Here is an 18389-nt window from a genome sequence, read left to right as displayed (position 1 = left end):
CCACGCGGGGTCAGTCCCGGCCGGGCACCACGAACTCGCACCACACGGCCTTGCCGCCGCCCCGGGCCTCCACGCCCCAGACGTCGGTGAGCAACTCGACCAGGAGCAGGCCCCGCCCGGAGACGCCCGAGTCGCCCGCCTCGCGGCGGCGCGGCAGGGCGCTCGAGGAGTCCTCGACCTCGACGCGCAGCCGGCGCTCGGAGCCGGTGAAGGCCCGCAGGGTGACGACCGCGGAGCCCTCGGTGTGCATCAGGGCGTTGGTGATCAGCTCGTCGGCGACCAGTTCGATCTCGTCGGCGCGCTCGCCCGCTCCCCAGGCGGCGACCGCGGTGCGGATCATGTGCCGGGTCCCGGCGAGGGCCCCGGGGTCGCCGGGGGCCACGCGTCTTTGCAGCCGGCGGCCGGACTGCGGGCCCTCGGGTCCGCGCCGGCGCAGCAGGAGCAACGCCACGTCGTCGTCGCCGCCGCGCTCGGCGGCCACGTCGATGAGCCGCTCGGCGAGGTCCCGTACGTCGTCGGGGCCGGTGGCGACGAGCGCGCTCAGGGTGCGCATACCGTCGTCGAGGTCGGCGCCGGGCTGCTCCACCAGGCCGTCGGTGCACAGCAGCAGGGTGTCGCCGGGGTCGAGCTCCATGCTGGTCACGGGGTAGTCGAGGCGGCCGAACTCGGCGGACAGGCCGAGCGGCAGCCCGCCGGGGACGGTGACGCGGCGGCAGGAGCCGTCGGGGTGGCGCACCAGCGGATCGATGTGGCCGGCCCGGACCACCTGGAGCACGCCGGTGGACAGGTCGGCCTGCGCGTAGAGGCAGGTCGCGGAACGGTCGGTGTCGAGTTCGTGCAGGAAGACGGAGGCCCGGGCCATGACGGTGGCCGGGGGGTGTCCCTCGGCGGCGTAGGCGCGCAGCACGATGCGCAACTGGCCCATGACGGCGGCCGCGTGCGTGTCGTGGCCCTGGACGTCGCCGATGACGGCGCCGACCCGGCCGCCGGGCAGCGGGATCAGGTCGTACCAGTCGCCGCCGATGTCCCGGCCGACGGAGCCGCCGATGGTGGCGGCGCGGTAGCGCACGGCGACGTCGGCGCCGGGCACGCTCGGGATGGTCCGGGGCAGCATGGCCTGCTGGAGGCCCTGCGCGAGGTCCATCTCCTGTTCGTAGAACATGGCCCGCTGCATGCTCTGCGCGATGCTGCTGCCGAGGGCGACGAGGATGTTGCGCTCCTCGGACGTGAAGCCGTACCGGTCGCTGTAGAGCAGGCCCATGACGCCGATCGGCCGGGCCTGGACGATCAGCGGCAGGTAGGCGGCCGAGGTGATGTCGAGGCCGGTGATGTGCGGCCACAGGATCGGATAGCGCTCGGCGAACTCCTCCGGCGACTCGATGAAGCACGGGCCGAGGGTGCGGACGGCCTCGCTCATCGGATAGGGCTCGTCGATCCGGGTGACGCGGGTGCCGGGGACGAAGCTGTCGGAGGGGCCCTCGGCGACCAGGCGGATGCGGCCGGCCTCGACCAGGCCCATGACGAGACTGGTGGCGCCCAGGTGGACCAGGCCATGGGTGTCCTTGAGGACGTCGATGACGTCCTGGACGGTGCGGGCGTGGGCGAGGGCGGCCGTGGTGAGCTCGACGACACTGGTCTGCTGCCGGCGGGCCTCGTCCTTGGCGGCCTGGTCGCGGCGGGCGTCGATCTCGCCGAGCTCCTGGGTGGCGTCCCGGATGATGCCGATGATGCGGCGGGGGCGGCCGGTGTCGTCGCGCCGGATGTAGCCCTGGGTGTGGGTCCAGCGCAGGGTGCCGTCGCGGCGGCGGATGCGGAAGTAGGCGCCGTAGTTCTCGCTGCCGTCCTTGAGCGCCTGCGAGACCGCTGTGTCCAGGCGCCGGGACTCGTCGGGGGGCACGCGCTTGGCGAGGGTCTCGGGGTGGTCGTCGTACTCGTCGGAGCGCACGTCGAAGACCTCGTGGGCCTGGGCGTCCATCTGCATCAGGCCGGTGTCCAGATCCCAGTCGAAGCTGCCCATCCGGTTGAGCGCGAGGATCGGATCCGGGTGGGCGGGCCAGTCGTCCGGGAGGGACAGGGCGCTCGCTCCCCGATCAGCCATGGGCCCACCTTGCCAGGGTTCGTCCGATTCTTCGACCGGATGTGCCGAGTGTACGGGCCGCTGTGCCGGATCGGCCCTCGGTCACTGGAGACACCCGAGGGGCCGCCGGGGATGCGCTCGGCGGCCAGGCCGCCGGACATCAGCCCGGTTTCGACGGGCGGATCCGGGGTGTCCGGTACGACGTCGGGCCCGGCACTATTGTTTGCTTCGGCCACTGCGGTCACGCAACCGGAGCGACGGGACACCGAGCGTGACGGCCCGGCCCCGCGCCGTACGGGAAGGAGGGCCCCACGGCCGTGGAATGGTTCGCCGCATCCGACTACTGGCTGACCCGGCTGGTCTTCCAGCGGGCCCTGGCGGCCGTGTATCTGGTCGCCTTCCTGACGGCGGCGCTCCAGTTCCGCGCGCTGATCGGCCGGCGCGGCATGCTGCCGGTGCCGCGGTTCGTCGAACGGGTGCCGTTCCGGCGCGCGCCGAGCCTGTTCCAGTGGCACTACTCGGACCGCTTCTTCGCGGTGTGCGCCTGGACGGGCTGCGCGGTGTCGGCGGCGCTGCTGGCCGGGCTGGACTCCCTGCTGCCACTGTGGGCCGGCATGGTGCTGTGGCTGGTGCCGTGGGCGCTGTACCTGTCGATCGTCAACGTCGGACAGACCTGGTACGCGTTCGGCTGGGAGTCGCTGCTGCTGGAGGTCGGGTTCCTCGCGGTGTTCCTCGGCAACGACGAGGTGGCGCCGCCGGTCGTCGTGCTGTTCCTGCTGCGGTGGATCCTGTTCCGGGTGGAGTTCGGCGCGGGGCTGATCAAGATGCGCGGCGACGCCTGCTGGCGCAAGCTCACCTGCCTGGACCACCACCACGAGACCCAGCCGATGCCGGGCCCGCTCAGCTGGTTCTTCCATCGTCTGCCCAAGCCCGTGCACCGCGTCGAGGTGGCGGCGAACCACGTCACCCAGCTCGTGGTGCCGTTCCTGCTGTTCACCCCGCAGCCGGTCGCGACGGCCGCCGCGTCACTGATGATCGTCACCCAGCTGTGGCTGGTGCTGTCGGGCAATTTCTCCTGGCTGAACTGGATCACGATCGTGCTGGCGCTGGCGGCGGTGCGGTTCCCGGCCGATCCGCCGCAGGTGCCCGACGCCCCGCTGTGGTACGTCGTCGTGGTGCTCGCGGTGTCGGCGCTGCTGCTCGCCCTGGGATACCGGCCGGTGCGCAACATGCTCTCCCGCCGCCAGGTCATGAACCGCTCCTTCGACCCGCTCCATCTGGTCAACACCTACGGGGCGTTCGGCAGTGTGAGCCGGGTGCGGTACGAGGTGGTGGTGGAGGGCACCGCGGACGACGCGCCGCACGCGGACTCGGGGTGGCGGGAGTACGAGTTCAAGGGCAAGCCGGGCGATCCTCGGCGCTGGCCGCGCCAGTTCGCGCCCTACCATCTGCGGCTCGACTGGCTGATGTGGTTCGCGGCCCTCTCCCCCGGCTACGCGGACTCCTGGTTCGGGGCGCTGGTGGAACGGCTGCTGGAGAACGACCGGGACACCCTGAAGCTGCTGCGCCGCTCCCCGTTCCCGCCGGACGAGCCCCCCCGGTACGTGCGCGCCCGCCTGTTCCGCTACCGCTTCACCTCGTGGCGCGAACTGCGGGAGACGGGCGCGTGCTGGGAGCGGACGTACGTACGGGAGTACCTGCCGCCGACCCGGCTGGCGGGGCCGGGTCGGCGGCCGTGACCCGGCCCCGGCGCTCTTCGGCTACGCGAACTGGCCGGGCCGGTAATCGCCCGCCGGCTGCTCGAGCATGACGTTCAGCCGGTTCGCCGTGTTCATGAAGCTGATCAGGGTCACCAGTGCCATGAGCTGTTCCTGGTCGTAGTGCTCGGCGGCTCGCCGCCACACCGCGTCCGGCACGCCGCCCGCGCCGTCGGCGATCCGCGTGCCCTGCTCGGCCAGTTCCAGCGCGGCCCGCTCGGCCTCGGTGAAGACCGTCGCCTCCCGCCACGCCGCGACAAGATGGAGACGTACGGAACTCTCCCCGGCGGCGGTGGCTTCCTTGGTGTGCATGTCGATGCAGACCGCGCATCCGTTGATCTGGCTCGTGCGGAGCGAGACCAGTTCCCGGGTGGTGGCCGGCAGCGGCGACTCCACCACCAGCCGTCCCAGGGAGTGGAACTGCTTGACGATCCTGCTCGCGCTCGGGATCGCGAAGACGTCCAGTCGTGCGCTCATGGTGAGCTCCTCAGCCGTTGTCGGTGCCGTACACCCCTATGAGGCGGCGGCCCCCTCCCGATGTGACATGGACGCATGTGACCTGCGCCATAAGCACTGAGCCCCGGGGGCGGCAGGTCCTGTCCTGCGGCGCCGAGGGGGGTCACACTGGACGGTATGCGGCTTCGGGGCTCCGCCCGCGCGGCCGCCGGGCTGCTGCTGGCCGTCGCGCTGGGCTGTACCGGCGGTGCGGGCGACGGCGTGTCCGAGGCGGCTCCTTCACCGGCCCGGGCCACCGTTGAGAGCCCGCGGACCGCGCCCTCCCCCACCACGGCCGACCCCGTCTCCCTCCAGGCCCTGATGCAGCGCGAGCACACCGGCTCCGGCCTGCGCCTCGGCGCGGTACTCGACCGCACGGACGCCTACACCCGCTACGCCGTCACGTACGAGGCGAACGGCATGACGATCTCGGGGATCATGAACATCCCCGAGGGCGAGGGGCCGTTCCCGGCGGTGGTGCTGGCTCACGGCTACATCGACCCCGGTGTCTACGTCAGCGGCCAGGGCATGCCGCGCGAGCAGGACCGCCTGGCCCGCCGCGGATACGCCGTCCTGCACACCGACTACCGCAATCACGCCCGCTCCGACAAGGACCCGGACAACGACGTGAACCTGCGCCTCGGCTACACCGAGGACGTCATCGGCGCCGCCCTGGCCCTGCGCGACTCCGGGCGCCCGGACATCGACGGCGAACGCATCGGGCTGTTCGGGCGCTCCATGGGCGGCGGAGTCGTGTACAACACGCTGGTCGTGGCGCCGGGCCTGTTCGACGCGGCGGTGGCGTACGCCCCGGTCAGCGCGCGGCCGGAGGAGAACATCGACCACTTCCAGCGGCCCGACGGCGACCCCGTCGTCGTCGAGATCGAGGACAGGCACGGCACGCCCGCGGACAACCCGGCGTTCTGGCGGGGCGTCTCGCCCCTCACCCACGCCGGCCGCATGACAGAGCCCCTGCTGATCCAGCACGGCACCGCGGACGGCACCTGCCCCCTGGCCTGGTCGCGCGAGGCCGCCGCCACGTTCCGGAAGGCGGGCAAGGACGTCGAACTGCGCACCGTCTCCGGCGAGGGGCACACGTTCGGGCCGAAGTGGGCCGCCTCGATGGACGTCACCGAGGCCTTCCTCGCACGCCACCTGCGCTGAACCGGCCGCGGCAGGCCCCTCGCCGACGGCACCGGCCGCCCCGGCACGATCGGCGGCCTCGACGCGCGGTCCCCGCCGGGTGCACAGTTCTCCCAACGTACTCGTCAGTAAGTCCGCCCTCTCCCCTCCGAGGAGCCGCTGTGACCACCTGGGCCGGCCGTACCGCCGCCGAGATAGCCGCCGCCGTACGCGACAAGCGGGTCACGCCCCGGGAGGTGGTCACCGAGCACCTCGCCCGGATCGAGCGGCTGGACGGCCGGGTCGGCGCCTTCCGTGCGGTGCGCGCCGAGGCGGCCCTGGCCGAGGCCGACGAGGTGGCCGCGCGCGGCGACTTCGCCGAACTGCCCCTGGCCGGGGTGCCCGTGGCCGTCAAGGACAACCTCGCCGTGCGCGGCGAGTCCCGGCGGATCGGCTCGGCCGCCACACCGGACACACCGGCCGCGCGCGACCATGTGACGGTGGCCCGGCTGCGGGCGGCGGGCGCGGTGGTCGTGGGGGTCACGAACGTCCCCGAGCTGTGCGTCTTCGGCACGACGGACGGTGTGCTGGGCATCGCCCGCAACCCCTGGGACCTCACGCGTTCGGCGGGCGGTTCGTCGGGCGGCAGTGCGGCGGCCGTGTCCGCCGGGATGGTGCCGCTCGCCCTCGGCAACGACGGGATGGGCTCCCTGCGCATACCGGCCGCCAACTGCGGCCTGGTGACCATCAAGCCGGGCCAGGGGGTGATCCCCACCGGCGAAGGGGACAGCACCTGGTTCGGCATGGCGGAGAACGGGCCGCTCGCCACGACCGTCGAGGACGCCCGCCTGATGTTCTCGGTCCTGGCCGGCACCGAACCCGGCCCCGCACCCGAGCCCGGCGTCCTCAGGGTCGCCGTGTCGCTGCGCAGTCCCCTGGCCGGCGTCACCGTCAGCCGTCCGTACGCGGCGGCCGCCCGGGACGCGGCGGGGTTGCTGATGAGGGCGGGCCATCAGGTCCGGCGTGCCGACCCGCCCTACCCGATGTCGCTCGCCACGACCTCCCTGGCGCACTGGACGGCCGGCACCGCCGCGGACGCCCTGCCGCTCGACCCCCGGCTGCTGACGCGCCGCACCCGCGTCCACGCCCGGCTCGGCCGGCCCTTCCTGCGCACCGTGAGCTCCGGGTCGGCCCGCGAGCGGCTGCGCCGCCGGCTGGAGCCGTTCTTCGCCGAGCACGACGTGCTGCTGACGCCCGCGCTCGCCCGCCGCTCCCCGAAGGCCGGGCCCTGGCACGAGCGGGGCTGGCTGAGCAACGTGCTGGCGAACACGAACTACTCGCCCCTGACGCCCCCGTGGAACCTGACCGGCTGGCCCGCCATGTCCGTCCCCTGCGGCAGCCTCCCCTCGGGCGCCCCGTGCGCCGTGCAGCTGGTGAGCCGCCCCGGCACGGAGTCCCAACTGCTGGCTCTGGCCGGGCAGCTGGAGGAGCGAAACCCGTGGCAGCGTACGGCGCCGATGGACTAAGGTCGGCCGGGTGACTGCCGGGTCGGCCGTAGGCCATGCACGAGTGAGGCGCCCGGCCTCGGAGTGAGCGCGGCGGGGATCGCCCCGCCCGGGCCCGCCCGAGAGCCGGAGAGGGCACGCGCCCCGCCTCCCGTCTTCGTGTCCCCATCCCCGCGCCCCTCATCGGCGCTTCCACACGGATCCCTAGACCCGGAGACGAACTCACGCATGTCCCGCACCCCGCAGGCCCCCGAACTCCCGACCACGGTCGCCCGCCTCGACCACACCGCCGTCTACGCCTCCGACCGCCGGCTGTCCGCGGAGTTCCTCGCGGCCGTCCTGGGTCTGGAGGTCGGCGCCCCCTTCGGCCCGTTCCTGCCCGTCGACCTGGGCAACGGTGTGACCCTCGACTACTACGAGAAGACCGACGAGCCGATCCAGTCGCAGCATTACGCGTTCCTCGTGCCCGAGGAACGGTTCGACGGCATGGTCGACCGCCTGGAGGCGCTGGGGGTCACCTACTACGCCGACCCGAACCACACCCGCCCGGGCCGGGTCAACGACCTCTTCGGCGGTCGCGGCGCCTACTTCGAGGACCCGGACGGCCACAACATGGAGATCATGACCCGCCCGTACGCCCGGCCCTGACGGACTCCGCCGGAACGTCGCGGCGCACCACCCAGGGGTGCTTGCCCAGGCGTCCTTCTCGCAGCCGCGCCAAGTGCTGGAGCGGGGCATTTCGGAGGGCGGCATGCGCGCCACCCGGGCGGACCAGGCTCTCCTTCGGGAGCGGTTCTGCCCTATATCGCCCGGTACATGATGTGCAGGGCCTCTGGGACGGTGCCGAGGATCGTGAAGCCCAGGGAAGTCCACAGTGTCACAGCGGGATTGGTCTCGACGACGGCGTTGAAGACCATGCCCCGGAAACCGGCGTTCCGGGCTTCGGCCAGGAGGTGTTCGGCCAGGGCCCGGCCGTGGCCCCGGCCGCCCTGGCCGGGGTCGACCATGAAGCCCGCGTTGGCGATACCGGCGGCGGGGCCGCCGTAGTTGGGGGTGAGGTAGGCGGAGGCGACGACGGCTCCGCTGTCGTCCTCGACGACGTAGACGCGTTTCGCCGGGTTCATCCACAGGACCCGGGCCTCCTCCTCGGAGGTGCCCGGGTCCCATGCGTAGGTCTCGCCCGCGGCGACGATGCGGTGCCAGAACGGCCAGATGCGAGGCCAGTCGTCAGCCGTTGCTTCCCTGATCAGCATGGCCGTGAGTCTGGCACGGCCATGCGCTCGGAGGTCGCGGTGGGTGCGCCCGCCGTCAGTCGACGCTGGGCAGGATGTGGGGCTCTGCGAGGTCGTCCTCGTAGCCCGCGAGGCGGATCGGGGCCGAACGGGCCCACACGTCGAGGCTGCCGAGCTCGTCGGCCTGTCGGCCGGCGCGCTCGCCGCGTTCCTTGGGGCGCTGATCGCGATTCGTCTTCTCCGGTGTCACCGCGCACTCCTTATGTGTCGGTCACCCTCGGGACGTACGCGCCGGTCCTGCTGCGCCTGACGCCCACTCGGGCCTCTATGCCAAATGCAGTTCGGACGCGGTGGCGCCGGTCGACTCACGGGAGAGCAGGCCGTGGTGAACCGGCTGGTCCCATGACGGACCGTGGGTGTGGGTAGGACCCCTGCTGCTGTCCGTCCGCATCAGACTAACCAAATGAGCAGGGCCCCGCTCGATGGGGCTGAAAACAACCGGTAACGATCGCGCGTCATCCCGCGTTCAACTCCGGTTTACGCACCGATTTGTAGGATTACGGGCGTTTCGCGAATCACTCGAACGGCGTACGTCGACGACGAGGCCTTCCTGACGGCTGCGCGGTTCACGCCCGGCGGGCCGCGTCGCGACCTGCCTGCCTGGAGCCCCAAGTCGTGCTCCTGGCAGGCGGCATGACCACCCCGGGGAGCGCGCTTACCACTTACCGGGCGCGTAGTCCTTCAGGAAGACTCCGTACAGGTCCTCTCCCGCCTCGCCCCGCACGATCGGGTCGTAGACCCGGGCCGCGCCGTCGACCAGGTCGAGCGGCGCGTGGAACCCCGCCTCGGCGAGCCTCAGCTTGTCGTAGTGCGGCCGCTCGTCCGTGATCCAGCCCGTGTCGACCGAGGTCATCAGAATGCCGTCGGTCTGGAACATCTCCTGCGCGCTGGTCCGCGTCACCATGTTCATCGCGGCCTTCGCGGCGTTGGTGTTCGGATGTCCGGCACCCTTGTACCCGCGCCCGAAGACCCCCTCCATCGCGGACACGTTGACCACGTACGCGCGTCCGCTCTCCGCCTTCTCAGCGGCCTCGGCCATGGCCGGCCGCAACGCGCTGATCAGGATGAAGGGCGCCGTGTAGTTGCACAGCTGGGTCTCCAGCAGCTCCACGGGCGAGATCTGCTCGATGGTCTGCACCCAGGTGTTGGAGTCGACCACGTCGGGCACGAGACCGCCCGCGTCGATCGCCGTGCCGTCCAGGTGCCGTTCGACACTGGCGTTGCCCGCGACCAGGGCGAGGTCGGCGACCTTCTGTGCGTCGAGCCCGCTGGTTCCGAGCGGCAGCGCCGCGATGCCGTCGACCGCGCCGGAGTTGAAGGCGCCGATGACGTGGTGGGCGGGCAGCTCGCCGGCGGGCAGCGGGGCGCTCTCGCCCTCGACCAGCGCGGCGTACGCGGAGGGCAGGCGGCGCACGGTCTGCGTCGCGTTGTTGACGAGGATGTCGAGCGGACCCGCATCGGCGACCTGTTCCGCGAGGGCCACGGCCTGCGCGGGGTCGCGCAGATCGATGCCGACGATCTCCAGGCGGTGCATCCAGTCCGCGGAGTCGTCCATGGCCTTGAAGCGGCGGATGGCGTCCTTGGGGAAGCGCGTGGTGATCGTGGTGTGCGCGCCGTCGCGCAGCAGCCGGAGCGCGATGTACATGCCGATCTTGGCGCGGCCGCCGGTGAGCAGGGCCCGCTTGCCGGTGAGGTCGGCGCGGGCGTCGCGCTTCTCGCGGTTCAGACGGGCGCAGTCCGGACAGAGCTGGTGGTAGAAGTAGTCGACTTCCACGTACCGGGTCTTGCAGGTGTAGCAGGAGCGCGGGCGCTGGAGTATCCCCGCGATCCTGCCCTCCTCGGTGGTCGACGTCGGCAGCAGGCCCTCGGTCTCGTCGTCGATGCGCTGGGCGGAACCGGTCGCCGTGGCCTCCGTGACCGCCTTGTCGTGGGCGGTCTTGGCGGCCCGCCGCTCCTGGCGGCGGCGCTGCTTGACCGTGCGGTAGACGCCGGCCGTGGCCCGGCGCACCGCGATGGCGTCCGGGTGGTCGACCTCCAGCTTGTCGAGTTCCTCGAGCACACTGAGGCAGACGGCCAGGCGATCCGGGTCGATGCCGGGTCCGTACGAGAGCCCGTCGGCCCCGTCCATGGCCTGCGGACCGTCCTGTGTCACCGTCATCGCCGCTGTCGTTCCCTGCTCTGCCCTCGCGGCGCGCCGGTCGCGCCCGCTTTCGAAGGGCGGATTTTACTTCAGCGCCGGGCCTCACCGCCAAACCCGCCTGATCACGACCGGCAGGCCTTGATCAGCGTCGCCACCTCCTTGGACACGGCGGTGGCGAACAGGTCGAGGTCGGGGACGGCCTCGCCGTCGGCGACCAGGCCGTAGTGGACGCTCCCCCGGTACGTGGAGACCGCGACCGCCAGGGAGTGGCCGGGGGCCAGCGGGGCGAAGGGGAAGACGGCGGTGAGGGGGTGGCCGCCGAGCTTCAGGCCCAGGCTGGGCAGGGGCACGCTGGTGACCAGCAGGTCGAACCAGAGACGGGCCGCCTGGCCGACCAGGGGGCCGCCGAGCCGGTGTGCGAGGGCGGGGACGTGGTCGGCGAGCAGGGCTACGGCGCCCGCGCCCCGGTTGGGGCCGGCGTCCTTGTTGCGGTCCATGGCGTCCCGTACCGAGGCCAGCCGGGCCAGCGGGTCCGGGTCGTCCACCGGAAGCCGTATCAAGTACCCGGAGAGCCGGTTGCCCTGCGGGTACGCGGTACGCGGGCGGCGCTTGGAGACAGGGATCAGCGCACGGGGCGCGACGCCCTCACTGCCGTCGCCGCGCCCGTCGAGCCAGCGGCGCAGGGCGCCCGCGACGACCGCGATGAGGACGTCGTTGACGGTGCCGCCCACGGTCTTGCGCACCCGGTGGACGTCGTCGAGGTCGAGCACCACGCCGGCGGTGCGGCGGGTGCCGCTCGGCTCACAGGTGAGGGCGGGGGTGGAGCGCACGTCGAGCGAGGAGCGGGCGACGGCGGCGCCGATGTCGAGGGCGCGGCTCATGTCGGACAGGGCACCGCGCATCATCGCGGGCAGATCACGCACGTCCGGCACGAGACCCCGCGGGGTCGCGGCGGGGCGCGGCCGGGGCGAGGGCAGGTCCATCGGGTCCATGACGCCCGCGGCGAGGGTCAGCGCCCGCAGCCCGTCGGCGAGGGCGTGGTGGAACTTGAACAGCACGGCGAAGCAGACGCCGTCCTCGCCCGGCAGCACATGGGCCTCCCACGGCGGCCGGTCGCGCTCCAGGGGGCGTCCCATGAGCCGGCCCGCGACCGCCTGGAAATCGGCGGTCGGGGCGTGCAGCCGTACGTGGTTCAGGGGGTCGAAGTCCGGGTCCGCCTCACGGGCCGCGCCGCCGAAGGCGAGCGGCCGGCGCAGCGCGGAGGGCAGCGGCTGCCACACGTCGCGGATCCGCATCCGCAGCCCGGGGACCCCGGCCGCCCGGGCCGCGAGCAGGTCCGCCGCATGGGCGCCCGCGGCGGGCGAGTGGGCCGAGAAGATCCCGAGGGCACCGAGGTGCATCGGGTGCTCGGCGGACTCGAGGTTCCAGAACGCCAGGTCGAGAGGAGCGAGCAGGTCAGCAGTCAAGGGCTTGCCTCGCGTCGACGACGGGTGGGCCAGCAGTCAACCGCCCCCTGCCGATTACGGTCAAGTACGATCGGGCTACGTACAGTTAACAGCAGATTACGTCCCACCCCTTCATACGGGGCGGGACTCATGGTGCATGTGCCGTCAGTCCAGCACAGGTTGCGCCGCCGGACACCCCGGGCGAGTCACCCGGGAGGCGTCAATGGGCGCCGCACGTCACTCCGAGCGCATGTCAGGACAAAGACCGGGCCCCACCGGTGTCAGGTGACCAACTGGCCCTTGCCCAGGGCGATGACCCCGCCCTTCGACACGGTGTACAGCTCCGCGTCCCGCTCCGGGTTGACCCCGATCGTCGCACCGGGCGGCACCTCGACGTTCTTGTCGAGGACGGCACCGCGCACCACCGCGCCCCGGCCGATGTGCACGTTGTCGTGCAGCACCGAGCCCTGCACCACCGCCCCCGGGTCGACCACCACGCCCGGCGACAGCACGGACCGCGTGACCTGCCCGCGCACCAGGCAGCCGGCGCTGATGATCGACTCGCTGGCGATGCCACCGGCGTTGAAGCGGGCCGGCGAGAGCTGGTACGAGTGCGTGTAGATCGGCCAGCTGCGGTTGTACAGGTTGAAGGCGGGGCGTTCGGCGATCAGGTCCATGTGGGCCTCGTAGTAGGCGTCCAGCGTGCCGACGTCCCGCCAGTAGCCCTGGTCGCGGGTGGTCTCGCCGGGGACGTGGTTCGCACTGAAGTCGTACAGCGCGGCCTCGCCCCGGTCCGTGAGCTGGGGCAGGATCGAGCCGCCCATGTCGTGCACGGACGACTCGTCCTCCGCGTCCCGCTTGAGCGCCTCGATGAGGGCTTTGGTGGTGAAGATGTAGTTGCCCATCGAGGCGAAGACGCAGCTGGGGTCGTCCGCGAGACCCGGCGGGTCGGCCGGCTTCTCCAGGAAGCGCTCCACCGTCTGCCCGTCGGAGCCCGGCGTGATCACCCCGAAGGAGGAGGACTCGGTGCGCGGCACCCTGATCCCCGCGACCGTGACGCCCGCGCCGCTCTCGATGTGCTGGGCGAGCATCTGGCGCGGGTCCATGCGGTAGACGTGGTCGGCGCCGAAGACGGCGACGTACTCGGGGCGCTCGTCGTAGATCAGGTTCAGCGACTGCAGGATCGCGTCGGCGCTCCCCAGGTACCAGCGCGGGCCCAGACGCTGCTGGGCGGGCACGGGCGTGACGTAGTTGCCCAGCAGGTTCGACATCCGCCAGGTGGTCGTGATGTGCCGGTCCAGCGAGTGCGACTTGTACTGCGTCAGGACGCAGATGCGCAGGATGTCGCCGTTGACGAGGTTGGACAGGACGAAGTCGACCAGACGGTACGTGCCGCCGAAGGTCACCGCCGGTTTGGCCCGGTCCGCGGTCAGGGGCATCAGCCGCTTGCCCTCGCCGCCCGCCAGCACGATCCCCAGGACCGAAGGACCACCACCACGCATGGCCGCTCCCCTCACGCCGATTTCCCGATGCCTGCCCCTGAGCAGTACCCGCTAAGCCTGTTTGACGATCTCCTCGTAGAGCCGGACCGTGCGCCGGGCCACCGCGTCCCAGCCGAACTCGCCGACCGCGCGCTCCCGCCCGGCCTCGCCCATCCGCCGTGCGGCGCCGGGATCGCCCAGGACGGTGTCCATGGCCCGGGCCAGACCCGCCTCGAACCCGTCGCCGGGTGGGACGAGCAGCCCGGTCGTGCCGTCGTCCACGACCTCGGGGATGCCGCCCACCGCCGAGGCCACCACCGGCGTGCCGCAGGCCATCGCCTCCAGGTTCACGATGCCGAGCGGCTCGTACACCGACGGGCAGACGAACAGGGCGGCGTGTGTGAGGAGCTGGATCACCTCCGGGCGAGGCAGCATCTTCGGGATCCAGAACACGCCGTCGCGGACCGCGCTCAGCTCCCCGAAGAGCTCGCGGAACTCCTGGTCGATCTCCGGTGTGTCCGGGGCTCCGGCGCACAGCACGACCTGTGCGGCCGGGTCGATGTCCCGCACCGCGCGCAGCAGGTGGGGGACGCCCTTCTGACGGGTGATGCGGCCGACGAACAGCACGTACGGGCGGGTGCGGTCGAGACCGATCCGGTCCAGGGCGTCCGTGCCGTGGTCGGGCAGGTACAGGCTCGTGTCGATGCCGTTGTGGACGACGTGGACCCGCTCCGGGTCCAGCGCCGGGTAGCAGCCGAGGATGTCCTCGCGCATGGCGGCGGACACGGCGATCACCCCGTCGGCGGCCTCGATCGCGGTGCGTTCGGCCCAGCTGGACAGTTCGTAGCCGCCGCCGAGCTGCTCGGCCTTCCAGGGGCGCAGCGGCTCCAGGGAGTGCGCGGTCATCACGTGCGGGATGCCGTACAGCAGCTTGGCGAGGTGACCGCCGAGGTTGGCGTACCAGGTGTGGGAGTGGACCAGTTCGCGGCCCTCGAGGGCGGCCGTCATGGCGAGGTCGACGGAGAACGTGCGCAGCGCGTCGTTGGCCCCGTCGAGCGCGGACCAGGGACGGTGCCGCCGGACGCCGTCGACGCGGCCCTCGCCCCAGCAGTGCACGTCCAGGTCGACGAGCGGTCTGAGCTCGCGGGCGAGGAACTCCACATGGACGCCTGCACCGCCGTACACGTCCGGCGGGTACTCCCGGGTCAGCAGTCCGACGCGCACCCGCAACTCCCTGCTCTCAGCGGCCGTTCCCTTTCATGGTCACCCAGATGGGGCGCGTGGGGAAGAGCGGGGAGGCCGCGTGAAGCAACAGTCGCCGCAGACGCCCCCGCCCGGCACCCGGTAGTACAAGCAGCAGCTGCGGCGCCGGAAGGTCGTGCCGGTGAGGGTTCCGGCGCCGTCGAGCAGCGGGTGCGCGAGGAGTTCCGAGGTCAGGGAACGGGCCCGGGCTGCGACGCCCGTACGGCCGTTTCGCAGGGCCCAGCGGTCCAGTTCCCGGGCGGCGCCGGCCAGCGCGGAGGCGGCGTTGCCGCGCAGCAGGCCGGGGGCGAGGCCGTGGCGGGCGCGCAGGGCCTTCGCCAGGGGGACGAGGTGGCCGCGCAGGACGACGTCCGCGACCGTCGGCGCGTCGCCGGGAAGGGGCGTCACGTCTCTGAGCCACAGGTCGTCGGGGGCGCTGCCGTCGGCGTCCCAGTGCAGCAGCCGGGCGTCGAGGTCCGGGACGTGGCCGTACAGCGCGGCACAGCCGAGGCCGATCGACCAGAGCCGGGCCGCGAGGCCCTGGTGGGTCACGGACGCGGCGACCCGCGCCTCCGGGGCCCGCAGGGCGGTCGCGACCTTCCGGACACGAAAAATCAGAGGATTTCCTGACACATCCGGTGACGCGGTGGCGTACGCCTGTGCGAGAGTGGGAAGAGCCCCGCCCGGTGCTCCTCCTGTGCGCAGCACGAAGAAGCCGGCGAGCGGGCGGAGCGCGATGAGGTCGGGGTCGAGGTCCACGAAGAGCAGTAGTACCAAGGCCCCTAAGGGACGCGACCCGGTGGCCCCCGGCCGGTCTCCCCCACCCTGGGGATGACGGGGGTCCCCTCGTACTCCATCGGCAGTAGGACCCAATGAGTGCTCAGGGACGACGACGGGAACACCCGGACAGGGCAGGGTGTTGGTCATGAAAGCAGACCTTTCGCCGCGCCGGGCCGAGCGCCCCCGCCTCCCGCAGAGGAGCAGCCGATGAGCGCCCTCGCGTTGTCCGTTCTGCTGTCCGTCGTCTCCGCGTTCGCCTACGCGGGCGGGGCGATCGTGCAGGAGCGGGTCGCGGAGACCTCGCCGGGCGAGCAGTACGCGCCGCTGCGCCGGCCGGGCTGGTGGGCGGCGGTCGCGCTGAACGGCCTCGGTGGGCTGCTGCACGTGGTGGCGCTGGCGTACGGTCCGCTGAGCCTGGTGCAGCCGCTCGGTGCGCTGACCATCGTGCTTGCGCTGCCCATGGCGGCACTGTTCGTCGGCCGCAAGGCCGGCGCCACGGCCTGGCGGGGCGCGATCATGGCGACGGTCGGACTCGCCGGTCTGCTGTCCCTGGTCGCCGCGGCCGACGCGCGGTCCCTGGACACCACGCAGCGGGTGGCCATCGCCGTCGCCACGGCGGGCGTGGTCGTGGCTCTGATGATCGCCGCCCGGGCGGCGCACCGTCATCCGGCGGTCCGCAGCATGCTGCTGGCGACGGCCTCCGGTATCGCGTTCGGCATGTCCTCGGTGTTCACCAAGACCGTCGCGGTCGACTGGACCGGCGGTGTGTCGGCGGCGGACGTGCCCTCCCTCGCGGTGATCGGCGTCCTCGCCACAGCCGGCATGCTGCTGTCGCAGGCTTCCTACCGGGGCGCGGGCCTCGCGGCGCCGCTGGCCACGCTGACGGTCGTGAACCCGGTGGTGGCGGCCGCGGTCGGCATCACGATGTTCGGTGAAACCTTCCGCTACGGCACGGCGGGGACGGCGCTCGCGCTGAGCTGCGGTGTGGTGGCGGCGGGCGGCCTGATCCTGCTGACGACGGAGCGCCTCACGCACGAGCAGCCGGCAGCCGTGCCCGGTTCCGCGAAGGAGACTGACGAGGCGGACCGCGATCTGCCCGAGCCGGTGGGCGCCTTCCCACTGAGCCCGGTCGAGGTGACAGAGCCGGTGGGCGTGGCGGCGGAGAGCCCGGTGACCCTGCCCGCGCCGGTGGGCGGGCTCTCGCGGAGTCCGGACCGTGTGGCCGAGCCGGCCGGGGCCGGAGCCGTGCGTGCCGGTGGGCGGCCCCGCGCGGAGGACGTGCCGGTACCGGTGCCGGGGACGGCGGCGCTGCTCGCCCCTGTGCCGAGGTCGCCCGCCGCCGCGCGCGTGCCGGCACCGGCCGCGGTGCCCGTGCCGGAGCCGTCGGGGGCGCCGGGCACGGATGCCCGGTACGGGAGCGGGGAGCTGTCGGCGGTGACCGCCGGCGACGAACGCCCGCTCCTCTACGTCCCCTTCTACGACATCCCGTACGTCCCGCTCCCCACGGTCGACCGGCACCGCATACGCGTCAGATCGTGACGCCGCCGGCCCGCAGGTACGCCACCGGGTCGACATCCGAGCCGAAACCGGGCCCCGTCCGCACCTCGAAGTGCAGATGCGGGCCCGAGCTGTTGCCGGTGGAACCGGAACGGCCGATGCGCTGGCCGGCGCTCACCGACTGCCCGTCCCGCACGGAGATCGCGGACAGGTGGGCGTACTGGCTGTAGCGGCCGTCGGCGTGCCGGACGACGACCTGATAGCCGAACGAGCCGCCCCACCCGGCGCTGACGACGCTGCCCGCCGCGACCGACTTGACCGACGTGCCCGTGGGCACGGGGAAGTCGATGCCGGTGTGATAGCCCTTCGACCAGGAGGAACCCGCCTTGCGGTAGGGCGTACCGAGGGAGGCGCTCACGGGGGCGACGAGACCCTGCCGGGTGGCCGTGGAGCGGCCGGCCCGCTCGTCGCTCTTGTCCCGGGTCCGCTCCTTCGGCCGTTCCTTGGCCCGGTCCTGGGCCGGCTTCTTCGTAGCGGGCTTGGCCGACGGCGACGGCTTGTGCGCCGGGCGCGTCCTGGTGGCGCCCTCACCGCGCAGTGCGAGGCGCTGGCCGGGCACGATCAGATCGGGGTCGGACCCGATGGCCGACCGGTTGGCGGCGTACAGTCCCCGCCAGCCGCCCCGGACGTCCTGGTCGTCCGCGATGCCGGAGAGGGTGTCGCCGCGGACCACGGTGTACATCTCGGCGTTGCCCGCCCGGGACTGCGGCGTGGACTGCGGCCGTACCTCCTCGATGGAGGTCTTCTTCTTCGCGTCCCTCTGCTTCGTGCGCTCGGTGGCCGGCCGGATGTCCGGCTCGCCGCCGCCCCGGGTCAGTCCCGCCCGTACGGAACACACCGGCCAGGCGCCCGGGCCCTGCCCGTCGAGCACCTTCTCCGCGACGGCGATCTGCTGGTCCTTGCTCGCCAGGTCGGCGCGCGCCGCGTAGGCCCGCCCGCCGTAGGCCTCCCACGTGGACTGGGTGAACTGCAGTCCGCCGTAGAAGCCGTTGCCGCTGTTGATGCTCCAGTTGCTGGTCGACTCGCAGGCGGCGACCTTGTTCCAGGTGTCCGTGTCCGCCGCCTGGGCGGCGCCGGTGCCCATGAACGGCAGTGCCATGCCCGCCCCGCCCGCCGTGACGGTGAGTGAGGCGCGGTTGATCCTGTTCGGCTGATACCGGCGATGCCGGCCGCGTACGGCCATCGATAGCCCCCCTAGACATGCGTCAGGAGGGGCAAAAGTAAGCGCTGCGAACCGGCCAGAACAAGACGCCTATCGGCCGCCCGGGGGCCCAAATGGCCGGTATGAGGCCCCTGTTGCGCGACGTGCGCCCCGGCGGTGCACCGTGTACGGCACCCGGTGCGCGGGTGCGGCGTGCGCGGGGACGCATGCATCGGCTGAGCGCGGCGGGGCTCTCGTCCGTATCAGCCTGCGCGACGTCGTGCGACCCGCGCGTGCGGACGATGTAGTGGCACGTCAGGATGGTCGACGGGGGCATGCTGGTGGGGCCCCACCG

The 18389-nt window shown here is 72.5% G+C and carries 15 protein-coding genes; 5 read left to right on the top strand and 10 right to left on the bottom strand.

The window, feature by feature from the left end:
- Positions 1-10: 10 nt before the first annotated feature.
- Complete coding sequence (locus AB0937_RS22585) at positions 11-2098, bottom strand: SpoIIE family protein phosphatase (RefSeq protein WP_366713990.1); 2088 nt, start codon at positions 2096-2098, stop codon at positions 11-13.
- Positions 2099-2394: 296 nt separating this feature from the next.
- Here AB0937_RS22585 and AB0937_RS22580 point away from each other — a divergent pair, with 296 nt between their 5' ends.
- Positions 2395-3816 (top strand): lipase maturation factor family protein, encoded by a 1422-nt coding sequence (locus AB0937_RS22580; RefSeq protein WP_366713989.1) that lies wholly within the window; start codon positions 2395-2397, stop codon positions 3814-3816.
- A gap of 21 nt (positions 3817-3837) precedes the next feature.
- Here AB0937_RS22580 and AB0937_RS22575 read toward each other — a convergent pair whose 3' ends face one another.
- The gene (locus AB0937_RS22575) at positions 3838-4311 is read right to left on the bottom strand and encodes a carboxymuconolactone decarboxylase family protein (protein WP_366713988.1); all 474 of its coding nucleotides are present in this window, start codon (positions 4309-4311) and stop codon (positions 3838-3840) included.
- 156 nt (positions 4312-4467) lie between these two features.
- Between AB0937_RS22575 and AB0937_RS22570 the strand changes: the two genes are divergently transcribed.
- From AB0937_RS22570 to AB0937_RS22560, 3 genes are all read left to right on the top strand, one after another.
- The gene (locus AB0937_RS22570) at positions 4468-5493 is read left to right on the top strand and encodes a prolyl oligopeptidase family serine peptidase (protein WP_366713987.1); all 1026 of its coding nucleotides are present in this window, start codon (positions 4468-4470) and stop codon (positions 5491-5493) included.
- 140 nt (positions 5494-5633) lie between these two features.
- Positions 5634-6977, top strand: coding sequence for an amidase family protein (locus tag AB0937_RS22565; protein ID WP_366713986.1), 1344 nt, complete (start codon positions 5634-5636; stop codon positions 6975-6977).
- 207 nt (positions 6978-7184) lie between these two features.
- Positions 7185-7604 (top strand): VOC family protein, encoded by a 420-nt coding sequence (locus AB0937_RS22560; RefSeq protein WP_366713985.1) that lies wholly within the window; start codon positions 7185-7187, stop codon positions 7602-7604.
- Positions 7605-7756: 152 nt separating this feature from the next.
- On the opposite strand, the gene AB0937_RS22555 is transcribed toward AB0937_RS22560, so the two are convergent.
- The 7 genes from AB0937_RS22555 to AB0937_RS22525 all read right to left on the bottom strand — a co-directional run bounded on the left by AB0937_RS22555 (position 7757) and on the right by AB0937_RS22525 (position 15333).
- Positions 7757-8209, bottom strand: coding sequence for a GNAT family N-acetyltransferase (locus AB0937_RS22555; RefSeq protein WP_366713984.1), 453 nt, complete (start codon positions 8207-8209; stop codon positions 7757-7759).
- A 55-nt stretch (positions 8210-8264) separates the two neighbouring features.
- Positions 8265-8438 (bottom strand): hypothetical protein, encoded by a 174-nt coding sequence (locus AB0937_RS22550; protein WP_366713983.1) that lies wholly within the window; start codon positions 8436-8438, stop codon positions 8265-8267.
- Positions 8439-8903: 465 nt separating this feature from the next.
- Positions 8904-10406 carry an SDR family NAD(P)-dependent oxidoreductase gene (locus AB0937_RS22545; RefSeq protein WP_366713982.1) on the bottom strand — a complete coding sequence of 501 codons (1503 nt, stop codon included), beginning with the start codon at positions 10404-10406 and terminating at the stop codon, positions 8904-8906.
- Positions 10407-10510: 104 nt separating this feature from the next.
- Positions 10511-11854: a wax ester/triacylglycerol synthase family O-acyltransferase gene (locus AB0937_RS22540; RefSeq protein ID WP_366713981.1), complete on the bottom strand. Its 1344-nt coding sequence runs from the start codon at positions 11852-11854 to the stop codon at positions 10511-10513.
- A gap of 260 nt (positions 11855-12114) precedes the next feature.
- Positions 12115-13335 carry a glucose-1-phosphate adenylyltransferase gene (gene glgC, locus AB0937_RS22535; RefSeq protein WP_351333395.1) on the bottom strand — a complete coding sequence of 407 codons (1221 nt, stop codon included), beginning with the start codon at positions 13333-13335 and terminating at the stop codon, positions 12115-12117.
- Between the two features lie 51 nt (positions 13336-13386).
- Positions 13387-14538, bottom strand: a complete 1152-nt coding sequence (gene glgA, locus AB0937_RS22530) for a glycogen synthase (RefSeq protein WP_366713980.1) — start codon at positions 14536-14538, stop codon at positions 13387-13389.
- A 39-nt stretch (positions 14539-14577) separates the two neighbouring features.
- Complete coding sequence (locus tag AB0937_RS22525) at positions 14578-15333, bottom strand: (2Fe-2S)-binding protein (protein WP_366713979.1); 756 nt, start codon at positions 15331-15333, stop codon at positions 14578-14580.
- A 210-nt stretch (positions 15334-15543) separates the two neighbouring features.
- Here AB0937_RS22525 and AB0937_RS22520 point away from each other — a divergent pair, with 210 nt between their 5' ends.
- Positions 15544-16875, top strand: coding sequence for a DMT family transporter (locus AB0937_RS22520; protein WP_366713978.1), 1332 nt, complete (start codon positions 15544-15546; stop codon positions 16873-16875).
- Here AB0937_RS22520 and AB0937_RS22515 read toward each other — a convergent pair.
- Positions 16865-18076 (bottom strand): transglycosylase family protein, encoded by a 1212-nt coding sequence (locus AB0937_RS22515; protein ID WP_366713977.1) that lies wholly within the window; start codon positions 18074-18076, stop codon positions 16865-16867. The genes AB0937_RS22520 and AB0937_RS22515 overlap by 11 nt on opposite strands.
- Positions 18077-18389: the final 313 nt, after the last annotated feature.

Source organism: Streptomyces sp. NPDC047880 (assembly GCF_040706515.1).
Classification (GTDB): domain Bacteria; phylum Actinomycetota; class Actinomycetes; order Streptomycetales; family Streptomycetaceae; genus Streptomyces.
Note: the sequence above shows the minus strand (reverse complement) of the source record. Positions and strands in the feature narration are given on the sequence as shown.

What these genes read in the sequence shown, in the direction of transcription:
- AB0937_RS22515 (WP_366713977.1), bottom strand. Translation starts at nt 18,076, where the DNA reads ATGGCCGTACGCGGCCGGCATCGCCGGTATCAGCCGAACAGGATCAAC.
- glgC (WP_351333395.1), bottom strand. Translation starts at nt 13,335, where the DNA reads ATGCGTGGTGGTGGTCCTTCGGTCCTGGGGATCGTGCTGGCGGGCGGC.
- AB0937_RS22545 (WP_366713982.1), bottom strand. Translation starts at nt 10,406, where the DNA reads ATGACGGTGACACAGGACGGTCCGCAGGCCATGGACGGGGCCGACGGG.
- AB0937_RS22570 (WP_366713987.1), top strand. Translation starts at nt 4,468, where the DNA reads ATGCGGCTTCGGGGCTCCGCCCGCGCGGCCGCCGGGCTGCTGCTGGCC.
- AB0937_RS22585 (WP_366713990.1), bottom strand. Translation starts at nt 2,098, where the DNA reads ATGGCTGATCGGGGAGCGAGCGCCCTGTCCCTCCCGGACGACTGGCCC.
- AB0937_RS22575 (WP_366713988.1), bottom strand. Translation starts at nt 4,311, where the DNA reads ATGAGCGCACGACTGGACGTCTTCGCGATCCCGAGCGCGAGCAGGATC.
- AB0937_RS22555 (WP_366713984.1), bottom strand. Translation starts at nt 8,209, where the DNA reads ATGCTGATCAGGGAAGCAACGGCTGACGACTGGCCTCGCATCTGGCCG.
- AB0937_RS22520 (WP_366713978.1), top strand. Translation starts at nt 15,544, where the DNA reads ATGAGCGCCCTCGCGTTGTCCGTTCTGCTGTCCGTCGTCTCCGCGTTC.
- AB0937_RS22560 (WP_366713985.1), top strand. Translation starts at nt 7,185, where the DNA reads ATGTCCCGCACCCCGCAGGCCCCCGAACTCCCGACCACGGTCGCCCGC.